Below are 14,845 nucleotides of genomic sequence, written 5' to 3'. Positions count from 1 at the left end.
ATGATCGATCGACACGACTACGTAGCTCTCGAGTGGGTCAAGGGCGAGATCGCCGAAACCTTGCAGCAGGCCCGCAAGGCGCTCGAGGCGTTCGTCGACAACCCGCACGACCGTAGCCGCCTGGGTTTCTGCCGGACCTATGTGCATCAGGTCTACGGCACCTTGCAGATGGTGGAGTTCTACGGTGCCGCGCTGCTCACCGAGGAGATGGAGCTGCTGCTGCAGGCTCTTCACGAAGAGCGGGTGAACAGCTCCGACGAGGCGCTGGAAGTGCTGATGCAGGCCATCCTGCAGGTACCGCCCTATCTGGATCGGGTCCTCGAGGCCCGCCGCGATCTGCCTCTGGCCATCCTGCCGCTGCTCAACGACCTGCGGTCGGCGCGCGGCGAGAAGCTGCTCTCCGAGACCAGCCTGTTCTCGCCGGATCTCTCCGCCACGCCGCTGTCGCTGAGCGATGCCGAACTGGCCGACCGCGCCGCGCCGGACTGGCTGCCGCGCCTGCGCAAGTTGCGCCAGGCGCTGCAGGGCGCCCAGGTCGGACTGTTCCGCGACCGCGATGTCCAGCTGCACCTGGATTACCTGCTGCGGGTCTTCGAGCGCCTGGACCAGCTCTGCGCCGGTTCGCCCTTCGGCGCGCTCTGGCCGGTGGCCGCAGGCCTCACCGAATTGCTGCAGGCCGGCGAGCTGGACAACAGCAGTTCGATCCGCGGCCTGTTGCGGCAACTGGATCGCGAACTCAAGCGACTCATCATCGATGGGGTGACCACCCTCAATCAGCCGGCGCCGGCCGATCTGCTGAAGAATCTGCTGTTCTACCTGGCCAAGGCGCCGGTGCAGAGTCCGCGCATCGCCGCGCTCAAGGCGCACTATCGCCTCGACGAGGCCCTGCCGGATGCCGAGCTGGTGGGCTTCGAACGCTCACGCATCGTCGGTCCGGATCGCGAAGCCATGCGCTCGGTGGTGACCGCGCTGTGCGAAGAGCTGGTGCAGATCAAGGACAGCCTGGACCTGTTCGTGCGCAGCGATCGCCAGCAGCCCGCCAGCCTGCGTGGCCTGCTGGCGCCGCTCAAGCAGATCGCCGATACCCTGGCGGTGCTGGGCTTCGGTCAGCCGCGCAAGGTGGTGCTCGAACAACACGAAGCCGTCGCCGAACTGGCCGAGGGCGTGCGCGAGGCCAGTGACGCCGCCCTGATGGATATCGCCGGGGCGCTGCTTTATGTCGAAGCCACCCTGGCCGGCATGGTCAGCGGCAACGAGGTGGGCGATGCCGAAGAGAGCCGGCTGCCCACCACCGACATCGATCAGCTGCATCGGGTGGTGGTGCGCGAGGCGCGCAATGGCCTGGAACAATCCAAGGACGCCATCATCGAGTTCATCGCCTCTCAGTGGAACCATGTCCACCTGGAGTCGGTGCCCCTGTTGCTGACCCAGGTCCGCGGCGGCCTGGCGATGATCCCGCTGGAGCGTGCCGCGGCCCAGGTGCAGGCGGCCAACGACTACATCTGCCAGCAGCTGCTGGGCAAGCAGGCCGTGCCGGACTGGCAGAGCCTGGACACCCTGGCCGACGCCATCACCAGCGTCGAGTACTATCTGGAGCGCCTGGCGGAAGATCCCTCCACGCCCCACGACATGATCCTCGACATCGCCGACGAGAGTCTCATCGCCCTCGGCTATCCGCCCAGGGCGGCTGGCGAAGGCGAGGCGGCGCCCCTGGCCTCCAGCGAGGTCGCGACGCCGGCCCGGGATCTGCCGGAAGACCAGCCCCTGGTTGCGGAGCCAGTGGCCGAAGAGGCGCTGGAGCTCGCCGCCCTGCCGGTCGAGGAGCCTGCAGCGGCGGGCGAGGCTTCCCCTGCCGAACTCGAGCCAGCCGCAGCGGAAGCGCCGCTGACCGCCGATCTTCTGGACGCAGACGCAGCGGTCGAGGGGGCAGATGACGAGCCGCTTGGCCAGACCGCGTCCGCGCACGCGGAACCCAGGGAACTGCTGGCCGACCGCGAGGCGGACAGCCTGTCGCGGGCGACCGCCGATGCCGATGCCGATGCGATCGCCGAGGTTTTGGCCGCGCCGGTCGATCCCATCAATCCTTCGGCGGCGCAGGTGCCGCAAGCGCTGCTGCCACCCGCGGTCGACGCCGAGCCGGTCGAGGACGAACTGCGCGAGGTCTTTATCGAAGAGGCCGGCGAGGTCCAGGCGGAGCTGGAACGCTGGCTGCCGATCTGGGAGGCCGAACCCGAGCAGCGCACCGCCCTGAGTGAATTGCGGCGCAATTTTCACACCCTCAAGGGCAGTGGCCGCATGGTCCAGGCACTGGTCATCGGCGAATTGGCCTGGGCCCTGGAAAATCTGTTCAATCGCCGGCTGGATCTTAGCGTCGCCCACAGCGCCGCCCTGCAGACGGTGGTCGAGCAGACCTGCGCCTTGCTGCCGGAGCTGGTCGAGGAGTACGCCGAGAATCGTCAGCGGCAGCGCGACGACGTCGACTGGCTGGCCCACGCCGCTCATGCGCTGGCCCGTAACGAAGCCTTGCCCGCGCGTACCTCACCAGGCAGCGCAGTCGCCTCCGCGCCGGCGACGCTCCCCGAAGCGGAGGTGCTTGAGCCTGAGGTCGCGGCACCCGTCGCCGCCGAAGCCGATACCCAGCTGCTGGATATCTTCCGCACCGAGGCCCAGGCGCACCTGGAAACCGTGCGCCGCTTTCTCGAGCAGTCCGAAGCCGGCAGTGCCCAGCCGGTCTCCGACAATCTGCTGCGTGCCCTGCACACCCTCAAGGGCAGTGCCCATATGGCGGGCAGTTCGCCGATGGCCGAGCTGGCGTCCGCGCTGGAACGGCTAGCCAAGGAATACAAGCTCGCCCATGTCGCCTTCGCCGAACCCGAGTGCGCCTTGCTGGCCCGGGGTGCCGAGTTGCTGGAGCAGCGCCTGGGCGAACTCGACGAAGGGGCGCTGGCAACGCCGCTGGCAGGCGCGCCGGACGTCATCTCGTCCTGCGAAGCGCTGCTGGAGGAGCTGGATCCCCAGTTGCCGCTGCCCGAGGCACCGCTGCCGGAGCAGCGTGACATCCTGCGGCTGACCGATTTCCTCATGCCCGGAATGGACCTGTTGCTGGAGGCCGATGAGCGCCTGCATGCCTGGCGGACCAGTGGTGACCAGGCGGCCTGCGCGGATCTGTTGGCCGAGCGGCTGAATACCTTTGCCGATGGGGCCGCCCGGGTCGGCCTGGCCGATGTCGAGCAACTCGCTGAAGCGCTGCAGGTCGTCTATGCCGCCGCGGCGAGCGGCTCGCTGCCCGCCGACGAGGCCTTCTTCCGCGAAGCGGCGGAGGCCCAGGAAGCCCTGATCAGCATGCTCAACCAGCTGGCCGGTGGCATGCGGGCCACGCCGAGCGAAGAGCGGATCCAGGGCCTGCGCGGCCTGCTGGCCGGCATTCTCGCCGGGTTGCCCATGGCGGCCACCAACCTGCTGGCCGAGCCCGAACCCGAAGAGCTTTTTGATCCGGCAACGGCCACGCCGGTCGCACCCGAGCTGGCGCTGGACGCCGAAGCCGAAGCCGAAGCCGAGCCTGAGCTGGAGTCGCCGGAGCCGTCGGATGAGCCGCTGCCGCGGTTGGCGGACAGCGAGCCGGTCGATCCGGAGATGCAGCTGATCTTCCTCGAGGAAGCCCAGGACCTGCTGGACAGCGCCGACCGGGCCCTGAAGCGTTGGCTGGTGGAGCCGCAGCAGCGCTTCCACCTCGGCACCCTGCAGCGCGATCTGCATACCCTCAAGGGTGGCGCCCATCTCGCCGGGGTGATGCCGGTCGCGCAGCTGGCAACGGAGCTGGACGCCATCTACGAAGGGCTGCTCGATGGCCGTCTCGCCGGCGGCGCCGAACTGGCCAACCCCCTGCGGGACGCCCATGGCTGCCTGGCCGCGCAGCTCGAAGAGCTGGCGGCGGGTGATCCAGTCAGTGAGCATGTCGAGCAGGTCGAGCGCCTGCAGCGCATCCGTACCGGTCATCTGGATGACCTGCCTGAGCCGGACGACAGCGGGTCTGCCCCGCGCGAGCCCGAGCTCGGCGAAGCTATCGCGGACCAGCCGGCGGCTGCCGAGGCGGCGCCCCTGGCCACCGCGCCGGCGGCGGACGAGGGGCCCGACGCCGAGTTGCTGGCCATCTACATCGAAGAGAGTCGCGACCTGCTCGACAGCATGGCGACCTCGCTGCGCGCCTGGGAAGCCGAGCCGCACAACAGTCTCGAACTGGAATCCCTGCTGCGCGACCTGCACACCCTCAAGGGCGGTGCGCGCCTGGCCGAGATGGATGCCATCGGTGATCTGGCCCATGCCCTGGAGGCCTTCTACGAGGGGCTGGCACGGGGAAGGATCAAGCCCGGTGCCGACCTGGGCAGTCTGCTGCAGCGCTGCCACGACCGCCTGCACGAGCAACTTGAAGCCCTGGCCCAGGGGCAGGTCCCGGCGCCGGCTGGCGACCTGATCGAGGCCTTGCGCGATTATCGCGGCGAGCCGCTGACGGCCGGTGTGACGGCCGCCCCCGTGGTCGCCGCACCGGTCTTCGACGCCGACACCGATGCGGAAATCCTCGAAATCTTCATGGAGGAAGCCCAGGACCTGCTGGTCAGCATGGACGAGGCCCTGGCGGACTGGCCGGCCGCGCCCGACGTGGCGGTGGACGAGTTGCTGCGCTGCCTGCATACCCTCAAGGGTGGTGCGCGCCTGGCCGGTCTGCACGGCCTGGGTGAGCAGGCCCATGAACTGGAACAGCAACTGGCGGAATTGCGCTCGCTCGCCGTGGGGTTGAGCGAGGACGATCGCGAGCGGGTACGCGCCCTGGCGACCCAGGGGGTCGACGGACTGCAGCTGGCGGTCGCCCAGCTGTCGCTGCCGGCCGCCGCTCCGGAGAGTACATCCCCGGTGCCGGTCGAGACCGCCGAAGCGGAAGCAGAAGCCGCGAGCGAGTCTGATCTGCCGGCGGCCGTGGACCTGGCCGGGAATAGCGAGACGCCAGGCGCGGACGCCGAGTCCGGCGTCGTGATCCCGCTCGCCGTATCGCCTGAGCAGGACATCGCGGCACCGGTCATGGTGGCGGCCGAGACGTCTGCGCCAGCGGCTGCGCCGCTGCCCTTCGTGCAGCGCCTGCAGCAGGTTCGTCAGCAGGCGGCGCAGCGGCGGTCCTCCCAGGAACTGGTGCGGGTACCGGCCGCGTTGCTGGAACAGCTGGTGAACCTGGCCGGCGAGACCTCGATCTTCCGCGGTCGCGTCGAACAGCAGGTCAGCGACATCGGTACCACCCTCGGCGAGATGGAAGCCACCATCGAGCGGGTTCGCGATCAGCTGCGCCGGCTGGATACCGAGACCCAGGCGCAGATCATCAGTCGTCACCACGAAGACGTGGATCGCGCCGGCTACGAGGATTTCGACCCCCTGGAGCTGGATCGCTATTCCCAGCTGCAGCAGCTGTCCCGGGCGCTGTTCGAATCGGCTTCCGACCTCCTGGATCTGAAGAACACCCTGGGCCAGCGCAATCGCGATGCCGAGACCCTGCTGCTGCAACAGGCGCGGGTCAACACCGAGTTGCAGGAAAGCCTCATGCAGACCCGCATGGTGCCGTTCGAGCGCATGGTGCCGCGGCTGCACCGGGTGGTGCGCCAGGTCAGCGGCGAACTGGACAAGCCAATCGAGCTGCGGGTCGGCAATGCCGAAGGCGAGCTGGACCGCACGGTGCTGGAGCGGATCATTCCGCCGCTGGAACACATGCTGCGCAACGCCATCGACCACGGGGTCGAGGACGCCGCCGGGCGCCAACGCGCCGGCAAACCGGCCGAGGGCGTGATCAGCCTGGATCTGCGCCGTGAAGGCGGCGACATCATCCTGACCCTGGCCGACGACGGCCGGGGCATCGACCTGGGGGCAGTGCGCCGCAAGGCCATCGAGCGCGGCCTGATGGCGGAAGACGCGCAACTCACCGATCATGAGCTGCTGCAATTCATCCTCGAGTCCGGCTTCTCCACGGCGCCGACCGTCACCCAGATTTCCGGGCGTGGCGTGGGCATGGACGTGGTGCACCAGGAGGTGAAGCAACTCGGCGGCAACATGGACATCCACAGCGTGGCGGGCGAGGGGACCCGCTTCACCATCCGCCTGCCGTTCACCGTGTCGGTGAACCGCGCGCTCATGGTGCATGCCGGCGATGACCTCTATGCCGTGCCGCTGAACACCATCGAGGGCATCGTGCGGGTGACCGCGGCCGATCTCGAGCGCCTTTACCGCCCGGGGGCGACGACCTTCGAATACGGCGGCCAGCACTATGACCTGCGCTACCTGGGCCATCTGCTCAACAACGGCCAGCAGCCCAAGCTGAGCGGCCAGAGTCTGCCGCTGCCGGTGGTGCTGGTGCGTTCCGCCGAATACGCGGTAGCCGTGCAGGTGGATGCGGTGGCCGGTTCGCGGGAGATCGTGGTGAAGAGTCTCGGTCCGCAATTCGCCGGGGTACCGGGCCTGTCCGGTGCCACCCTGCTGGGGGACGGACGCGTGGTGGTGATTCTCGACCTGCTGGCGATGATCCGCAGCCAGCGCGCCAGCGGCGAAGAACTCGCCCGGCTGGCGCAGGGTCCGGCCACGGTGGCCGAGGTCACCCGGCCGCCGCTGGTCATGGTGGTGGACGATTCGGTCACGGTGCGCAAGGTCACCAGCCGCCTGCTGGAACGCCACGGCATGGAAGTCTTTACCGCCAAGGACGGGGTGGATGCCATCGCCCAGTTGCAGGAGCGGCAGCCGGACATCCTGCTGCTGGACATCGAGATGCCACGCATGGACGGCTTCGAGGTGGCGACCCTGGTGCGCCATGACGCGCGCCTCAAGGACCTGCCGATCGTGATGATCACCTCCCGGACCGGGGAAAAGCACCGCGAGCGGGCGCTGAGCCTGGGCGTGAACGAATACCTGGGCAAGCCCTACCAGGAGAGCGAACTCCTGGCCCACATCCATCGGTTGGTCAGGGAACATGACTGAGATACACACCGCCCGCATCGCCATCCTGGCCGACAGTCCGCTGCAGCGCCACGTGCTGCAGCAGGTGCTGGCCGACAATGGCTATCACGTCGTCCTCAACAGCGATCCGGAGCGCTTCGACGAAGCGGCCTGGCCCACCGTCGCGACCGATCTGTGGCTGATCGACCTCAGTCAGACGGAGGAGTCGCCACTGGTGGACGCGCTGCTGGAGGGGGCCGAGGTGCCCATCCTGTTCGGCGAAGGTCAGGCCCCCGAGCGTTTCACCGATCCCTTCACCCAATGGGAGAAGCGCCTGATCGGCAAGCTCAAGCGGCTGATCGGCGATCCGGTGGCGGCGGTCGGCCCGGCCCTGGAAACCCTGCTGCAGGACCAGCCGCGACCGCCGCGCCTGACCCTGCCGGAACCCCTGGCCAATCTGCCGCTGCCAGCCGGCGATCCGGCCCCCGAGGTCTGGTTGCTGGCTGCCTCCCTGGGCGGTCCGGCGGCGGTGAAGGCCTTTCTCGATGCCCTGCCGGGCGGTCTGCCGGTCGGCTTCCTCTATGCCCAGCACATCGGCGACGGCTTTGCCGCCAGCCTGCTGCGCGCGGTCGGCCGGCACAGTCAGTGGCATATCCAGGGCGCGCGCCCGGGTGAGCCGGTACGCTGCGGCGAGGTGGTGGTGGTGCCGACCCAGCAGGAGCTGACCTTTCGCGCCTCGGGTGCCCTGGACATCGTCGAGCGCGCCTGGCCCGAGCCCTATACGCCGTCGATCAGCCAGATGATGCTCAACCTGGCGCAGCACTTCGGCGCGCGCTGCGGGGTCATCGTCTTCAGCGGCATGGGCAACGACGGCACCGCTTCGGCGCCCTATGTGCGGCGTCGCGGTGGCACGCTCTGGACCCAGTCGGCGAGCACCTGCATCGCCCCGAGCATGCCGGAAAGCCTGCGCGAATCGGGTCTTGCGACCCTTACCGCCGATCCCCGCGGCCTGGCCGAAGCCCTGGTGGCGCGCCTGGCCGAGCAGCGAAGCTAGAGGAATTCCCCATGTCGACCGCCGCTCCCGCCGAACACCTGACCGGTCTGCTGCTGACCCTGGCCGATCGTACCCTGCTGCTGCCCAACGCGGCGGTCGCCGAGCTGGTGCCCTGTCGCGAGATCCGGCCGCTGCCGGTGCAGCCGGACTGGTGCCTGGGCCAGGTCGCCTGGCGCGATCTGCGCCTGCCACTGATCAGTTTCGAAGCGCTGTCCAGCGGCAGTGCCGCGCAATTCGATGGCGATCGCCATGCGCGGGTGGCCATCCTCAACGCCCTGGGTGGGCGTGAGCGGGTGCGCTTCCTGGCGCTGCTGATCCGCAGCATTCCGCGCTCGTTGCGCATCACCCCGGAGCTGGTCGCCGCCGAGGTGCCCCTGGCCGCCCTGGAGCTGGGCGCGGTGGCTTACGAAGGCGGCACGGCGCGCATCCCCGATCTGATCGGGGTGGAAGAACGACTGGCCGCCGCGGGTGTGTTCTAGGACTGCCGGGTGAGGCGCATCCCGCCGTTTTCATCCAGGCTGACAGCGACTCCGCGATAGTCCGCCAGGGTCGGCAGCCCCAGGTCCAGCGGCTGGCGATGGGTCGCGGTGATGGCCAGGGCATCGGCGCCGGACGCCTTGGCCGCGGCAAAGCCGGCGTGGGCATCCTCGAACACCAGGCAGTCGCCGATCGCCACGCCCAGCTTGCGCGCACCCGCCAGGAAGCAGTCCGGCGCGGGCTTGCCCTGGGTGACGTCTTCGGCGCAGATCATCACCGGCGGCAGGGCCATGCCGGCCGCGGCGAGCCGGACCTCGGCCAGGCGGCGGGAGGCCGAGGTGACCAGTGCCCAGCTGCCGGCGGGCAGAATGGCGAGAAAGGCCGCCGCGCCGGGGATTTCCTGGATGTCGGCGACATCGGCGATCTCCAGTTCGGTGATGGCGCGGGTCTCGGCGTCGATGTCCGCGCCCGCCGGGGCGAAGCGTTGCACCGTTTCCACCGCCCGCACCCCGTGCATCATGGCGAGGACGTCCGCCGGATCGAGGCCGTGGCCGAGTGCCCAGGTGCTCCAGGCGCGTTCGGCGGAGGCCACGCTGGTGAGCAGGGTGCCGTCCATGTCGAACAGGAAGGCGGCGTAGGGGCGAGAGGGCAGGGTCATCCGGGGCTCCAAAACTATCCGTGGGGAAAGGGGCGGACCGCCGCAGGACAGCGGCCCGGGGGGCGGATCAGGGGGTCTGGAAATCACCCCAGAGTTGCTGGGCCACGCTCAGGGCCACCACCGGGGCGGTCTCGGTGCGCAGCACCCGCGGTCCCAGGCGGGCCGGCTGGAAACCGGCGGCGCGGGCAGCCGTGACTTCGGCTTCGCTCAGGCCGCCTTCCGGGCCGATCAGCAGGGCCAGGCGGGTGGGGCGGGCATGGCTTTCCAGAGGCTCCGCCACCGGGTGCAGGACCAGCTTGAGATCGGCGTCCAGCCCGGCCTGCCAGTCGGCCAGCAGCTGCGGCGGATGGATCAGCGGCACCGTGGAGCGACCGCACTGTTCGCAGGCGCTGATGGCGACCTGGCGCCAGTGCTGCAGGCGCTTGTCGGCGCGCTCGTCCTTGAGGCGCACCTCGCAGCGTTCGCTGACCAGCGGGGTGATCTCGGCCACGCCCAGTTCGGTGGCCTTCTGGATCGCCCAGTCCATGCGCTCGCCGCGGGACAGGCCCTGGCCGAGGTGGATGCGCAGCGGCGAATCGGGTTGGCCGGGCAGTTCCTCGGTCAGCTCGACACTCAGGGTCTTCTTGCCCACCGCGGCGACCTGGCCGAGGTATTCGCGGCCGCTGCCGTCGAACAGTTGCACGGCATCCCCCGGCGCCAGGCGCAGCACGCGGCCCAGGTAGTGGGCCTGGGCCTCGGGCAGGTCGAGGTGGCCGAGGGCCAGGGGCAGGTCGAGGTGGCAGCGGGTGAGACGCATGGCGGACTCCAGATCAGCCGGGATCGCGGTGGTTGGGGTGCAGGTCGCTCAGGGCGACGCTGACCGAGGTGCGGGTGGCAAGCTCGATGCCTTCGCTCGCCACCTCGGCGAGGAAGTCGATCTGCTCGGGGGTGATGACATAGGGCGGCAGGAAGTAGACCACGTTGCCCAGGGGCCGCAACAGGGCGCCACGGGAGAGGGCGTGCTGGTAGACGGCGAGACCGCGGCGCTCCTGCCAGGGATAGGGCGTGCGACGGGCCTTGTCGGCGCTCATCTCGATGGCCAGGGCCATGCCGGTCTGGCGTACCTCGCCCACGTGGGGGTGATCGACCAGGTGCGCGGTGGCCTCGGCCATGCGCCGGGCCAGGGGTTTGTTGGCTTCGATGACGTCGTCCTGGGCGAAGATGTCCAGGGTTGCCAGGGCGGCGGCGCAGGCCAGCGGATTGCCGGTGTAGCTGTGGGAATGCAGGAAGGCCCGCAGGGTGTGGTAGTCGTCGTAGAACGCCTGGTAGACCGCATCGGTGGTCAGGCAGGCGGCCAGCGGCAGATAGCCGCCGGTGAGGGCCTTGGACAGGCAGAGGAAATCCGGACGGATGCCGGCCTGCTCGCAGGCGAACATCGTCCCGGTGCGACCGAAGCCCACGGCGATCTCGTCATGGATCAGGTGCACGCCATAGCGATCGCAGGCCTCGCGCAGGAGGCGCAGATAGACCGGATGGTACATGCGCATGCCGGTGGCGCCCTGGATCAGCGGCTCGACGATGACCGCGGCGACGCTGGCGTGGTGCTCGGCCAGGGTGCGCTCCATGTGCGCGAACATCTGCCGCGAATGCGCTTCCCAGTCCAGGCCCTCGGGGCGCAGGTAGCAATCGGGACTGGGTACCTTGAGGGTGTCCAGCAACAGGCCCTGGTAGGTCTCGGTGAACAGCGCCACGTCACCCACCGACATGGCCGCCACCGTCTCGCCGTGGTAGCTGTTGGTCAGGGTGACGAAGCGGCGCTTTTCCGGCTGGCCCACGTTGCGCCAGTAGTGGTAGCTCATCTTCAAGGCCACCTCGATGCACGAGGAGCCGTTGTCGGCATAGAACACCCGGTCGAGGCCGGCCGGGGTCAGGGCGACCAGGCGCTCGGACAACTCGATCACCGGCTGGTGGCTGAAGCCGGCGAGGATGACGTGCTCCAACTGGTCGACCTGGGCCTTGATGCGCTCGTTGATGCGCGGATTGGCGTGGCCGAAGACATTGACCCACCAGGAACTGACGGCATCCAGGTAGCGCTTGCCGTCGAAGTCCTCCAGCCAGACGCCCTCGCCACGGCGGATCGGGATCACCGGCAGCTGCTCGTGATCCTTCATCTGGGTGCAGGGGTGCCAGAGCACCTCCAGGTCACGGCGCATCCAGTCGTGATTGGTCATTGGCGTCTCCTGGCGATGGGCCCGGCGATAAAAAGGGGGCGCAAGCCTAAGCCAGGGTGCGCGACGGGAGCAAGGCGCGGGCCGATTGCCGGTCGTGGTGGCAGCTAGTGGCTCAGGGGCCGCTGGCGTATGCTGCGCCACCGCCGTTTCCCGGTCCCTGGAGTCTAGAAAAGATGTCGTCGCGTTGGACAGGTTTTACCGTCTGCTTGGCAGCCGGCGTATTCGCTACCAGCCTGAGCGCAGGCGCTGCCGAGAAGGCCCATAAAGAGCCGCACAAGGCGCCGGAGAAGGCTGCCGCGGCACCCGTCGCGCCCAGTGGTCCCTCGGTGATCGTGGTCGGTGCCGGCATGGCCGGTCTGGCCTCGGCCTATGAACTGCAGCAGGCCGGCTGGAACGTGACCCTGCTGGAAGCCGGCGCGCGCGTCGGCGGTCGTTCCGGTCTCGCCTCCAGCGAATGGATCGGCGACACCAAGGCCCAGCCGGTGCTCAACCACTACCTGGACACCTTCAAGCTCAAGACCGTGGACGCGCCGTCCTTCGTGCGCACCCCGGGCTATCTGATCGAAGGCCAGTACTTTTCCCAGGAAGACCTGGCGCAGAAGCTGCCGGCCGTGGCCGATGCCCTGAAGCGCGTCGACAAATCCCTGGACGATCTGGCTGCCGCCATCAGCGATCCGCTGCAGCCGACCGCCACCCCGACCCTGCACGCCCTCGACCAGATCAACGCCGCCACCTGGCTGGACAAGCAGAATCTGCCGCCGGTGGCGCGCCAGCTGATCAACCAGCGCATCCGCGTCCGCTACGACGAGCCCTCGCGGCTGTCGCTGCTCTATCTGGCCCAGCAGACCCGTGTCTATCGCGGCGTCGATGACAAGGACCTGCGCGCCTCCCGTCTGCCCGGTGGCAGCGAGGTGCTGGCCCAGGCCTTCGTCAAGCAGATCAAGACGATCAAGACTGACAACAAGGTCTCCAGCATCGTCCAGGACAAGGACGGTGTCGTGGTCAAGGCCGGTGCCACCGGCTACAAGGCCGACTACGTGGTGATGGCGGTGCCGCTACGCGCCCTCGGCCAGGTGCAGATGACCCCGGCGCTGGATGCTACCCAGCAGGCGGCGATCAAGGGCACCACCTATGGCTGGCGCGACCAGATCCTGCTCAAGTTCAAGACCCCGGTGTGGGACAGCAAGTCGCGCATGAGCGGCGAGATCTACAGCGATCAGGGCCTGGGCATGCTGTGGGTGGAGCCGGACGTCAAGGGCGGCGCCAATGTGCTGGTCAACCTGGCCGGCGACAGCGCGCGTCTGGTGCAGGCCTTCGGCGACAAGCAGATGGTCGATCAGGTGCTGATTCGCTTCCACGCCTTCTATCCCAAGGCGCGGGGGGCCTTCTCCGGCTACGAAGTCCGCCGCTACAGCCGCGATCCGGGCGTGGGCGGTGCCTACCTGGCCTATGGCCCGGGCCAGATCACCCGCTACTGGCGGCTGTGGGAAAAGCCCACCGGCCGGGTGATCTTCGCCGGCGAGCACACCGATCCGCTGCATCCGGGCACCCTGGAAGGCGCCCTGGCCAGCGGTCAGCGCGCTGCCGGCCAGGTCCGCGACCTCAAGGCCGGCAAGGCCGTGGTGCCGGTGGTGGCCAGTGCCAAGACCGCTGCCCAGCCCGCTGTCGCGCCCAAGGCTGCCGCCGCTGCGCCGGCCAAGGACAGTGGCGAGCACGGCTTCTTCTGGAAGCTATTCCACTGGTCGTTCTGATCGCGACCCAGGCTCGGACGCTGCCATCGCGCAGCGTCTGGGCCGGAGCGGACGGGGCCTTGGCGCGCCGTCCGCTCCATCGATTCCTTCGATATTGATTCGATACTTTTTCCGCTTTCCATCGATACGTTTGCGGCTAGGCTTAGGCAAAGCTTTTTCAGGAGAGAAAAGCGATGCACTGGCGCAACGATGGCCTTCGCTACGGTCTGGTAAGTCTGGTTCTGCATTGGGTCATGGCCCTGGCGATCGTCGCCATGTTCGCCTCCGGCCTGTGGATGCGCACCCTGGACTACTACGACACCTGGTACCACACCGCCCCCGAACTGCATAAGAGCGCCGGCATCCTCTTGCTGATCGCCCTGGTGCTGCGCCTGCTCTGGCGCCTGGTCAGTCCGCCACCGCCGGTGGAGGGCAGCCCCCTGGTGCGCCGCGCCGCCGGTGCCGGGCACTTCCTGCTCTATGGGCTGATGCTCAGCGTCATGGTGGCCGGCTACCTGATCTCCACCGCCGATGGCGTGGCCATCGATGTCTTCGGCTGGTTCAAGGTCCCGGCGACCCTGAGCGGCCTGCCGGAGCAGGCTGATACCGCCGGCAAGATCCACCTCTGGTTCGCCTGGACGCTGATCGTCCTGGCCGGTCTGCACATGCTGGCCGCGCTCAAGCACCATTTCGTCGATCGCGACGGCACCCTGGTCCGCATGCTCGGCCGGGTCCATACCCCTTCCTGATGTTCGCTTCCCACCACCACCTGGAGCTCCATCCAATGCTGAAGAAAACCGTTGCCGCCCTGGCCCTGGGTACCGCTCTGCTGGGCGCTGGCCAGGCCATGGCCGCCGACTACAAGATCGACAAGCAGGGCCAGCACGCCTTCATCCAGTTCCGCATCCAGCACCTGGGCTACAGCTGGCTGTACGGCACCTTCAAGGACTTCGACGGCAACTTCAGCTTCGATGCCAAGGATCCGTCCGCCGACAAGGTCAAGGTGACCATCAACACCGACAGCGTCGACACCAACCACGCCGAGCGTGACAAGCACCTGCGCAGCGCCGATTTCCTCAACGTCGCCGCCCATCCCCAGGCCAGCTTCGAATCGACCAAGGTCACCCCCACCGGCGACGGCACCGCCGACGTCACCGGCAACCTGACCCTGAACGGCGTGACCAAGCCGGTCACCATCAAGGCCCACTTCATGGGCGAGGGCAAGGATCCCTGGGGTGGCTACCGCGCCGGCTTCGAAGGCACCACCACCCTCAAGCTCAAGGACTTCAACATCCAGAAGGACCTCGGCCCGAAATCCCAGGAAGTGGAATTCATGCTGTCCTTCGAAGGCGTGCGCCAGTAACGGGACGCCCTCAGGTTGTAACCAAAGATGCCGGATTCGTCCGGCATTTTTATGCCTGGTCGTTTTTGCCGACGAGGCGGGCGACACCGGGATTCCCCGGCAGAACTCGCCTCCCGCCTCATGGTCTGCTACCGAGGTCGGTCGCACTGGCCTGACGTTTGTCGGCATAGCCGTTTTCACGAGACGTCGGAGTCGCCGGCGAGATACCCGAGTAAGGCGCTTGGGTTATTTACAAACAGTCGTGAACGTAAGTATATTTGTCTGATAATAGTTCCTATGCTCGAGCCGGTGCGGATCCACAAGGCGCGCTGCGCATGCTCATTTCCCCGCTTTCAAGGACTTTTGATATGCAGATCAAGCCGGCGCATGCCTTTTTCGCTCCCGCCCTGC

At 68.1% G+C, this 14,845-nt stretch carries 9 protein-coding genes; 6 read left to right on the top strand and 3 right to left on the bottom strand.

Annotation, left to right across the window (positions count from 1 at the left end; genetic code table 11):
* The 3 genes from GSQ95_RS06105 to GSQ95_RS06095 are packed head-to-tail and all read left to right on the top strand — an operon-like array spanning position 1 to position 8,496.
* Positions 1-7,005: an Hpt domain-containing protein gene (locus tag GSQ95_RS06105; protein ID WP_158893615.1), complete on the top strand. Its 7,005-nt coding sequence runs from the start codon at positions 1-3 to the stop codon at positions 7,003-7,005.
* Positions 6,998-8,017, top strand: coding sequence for a chemotaxis protein CheB (locus tag GSQ95_RS06100; RefSeq protein ID WP_158893617.1), 1,020 nt, complete (start codon positions 6,998-7,000; stop codon positions 8,015-8,017). Before GSQ95_RS06105 ends, GSQ95_RS06100 begins: the two co-directional genes overlap by 8 nt.
* Before the next feature lie 11 nt (positions 8,018-8,028).
* Positions 8,029-8,496, top strand: coding sequence for a chemotaxis protein CheW (locus GSQ95_RS06095; RefSeq protein ID WP_007161686.1), 468 nt, complete (start codon positions 8,029-8,031; stop codon positions 8,494-8,496).
* On the opposite strand, the gene GSQ95_RS06090 is transcribed toward GSQ95_RS06095, so the two are convergent.
* The 3 genes from GSQ95_RS06090 to GSQ95_RS06080 form a co-directional block, all read right to left on the bottom strand.
* Positions 8,493-9,152 (bottom strand): HAD-IA family hydrolase, encoded by a 660-nt coding sequence (locus tag GSQ95_RS06090; protein ID WP_158893619.1) that lies wholly within the window; start codon positions 9,150-9,152, stop codon positions 8,493-8,495. The two genes, GSQ95_RS06095 and GSQ95_RS06090, sit on opposite strands and share 4 nt — an antisense overlap.
* A 67-nt stretch (positions 9,153-9,219) precedes the next feature.
* Positions 9,220-9,948 (bottom strand): 16S rRNA (uracil(1498)-N(3))-methyltransferase, encoded by a 729-nt coding sequence (locus GSQ95_RS06085; RefSeq protein ID WP_158893621.1) that lies wholly within the window; start codon positions 9,946-9,948, stop codon positions 9,220-9,222.
* Between the two features lie 13 nt (positions 9,949-9,961).
* Positions 9,962-11,362 carry an adenosylmethionine--8-amino-7-oxononanoate transaminase gene (locus tag GSQ95_RS06080; protein ID WP_158893623.1) on the bottom strand — a complete coding sequence of 467 codons (1,401 nt, stop codon included), beginning with the start codon at positions 11,360-11,362 and terminating at the stop codon, positions 9,962-9,964.
* Positions 11,363-11,535: 173 nt separating this feature from the next.
* On the opposite strand from GSQ95_RS06080, the gene GSQ95_RS06075 reads away from it, so the two are divergent.
* From GSQ95_RS06075 to GSQ95_RS06065, 3 genes are all read left to right on the top strand, one after another.
* Positions 11,536-13,113, top strand: a complete 1,578-nt coding sequence (locus GSQ95_RS06075) for a flavin monoamine oxidase family protein (protein ID WP_158893625.1) — start codon at positions 11,536-11,538, stop codon at positions 13,111-13,113.
* Positions 13,114-13,286: 173 nt separating this feature from the next.
* Positions 13,287-13,841 (top strand): cytochrome b, encoded by a 555-nt coding sequence (locus GSQ95_RS06070; protein WP_133861437.1) that lies wholly within the window; start codon positions 13,287-13,289, stop codon positions 13,839-13,841.
* A gap of 35 nt (positions 13,842-13,876) precedes the next feature.
* The gene (locus tag GSQ95_RS06065; RefSeq protein ID WP_059313566.1) at positions 13,877-14,455 is read left to right on the top strand and encodes a YceI family protein; all 579 of its coding nucleotides are present in this window, start codon (positions 13,877-13,879) and stop codon (positions 14,453-14,455) included.
* The last annotated feature ends 390 nt before the right edge of the window (positions 14,456-14,845 follow it).

It is taken from the genome of Pseudomonas sp. BAV 4579, assembly GCF_009765395.1.
In the GTDB taxonomy this organism is placed as follows: Bacteria; Pseudomonadota; Gammaproteobacteria; order Pseudomonadales; family Pseudomonadaceae; genus Chryseomonas; species Chryseomonas aestiva.
The sequence above is the reverse complement of the archived record's forward strand: the minus strand, read 5'-3'. Positions and strand labels throughout refer to the sequence as shown.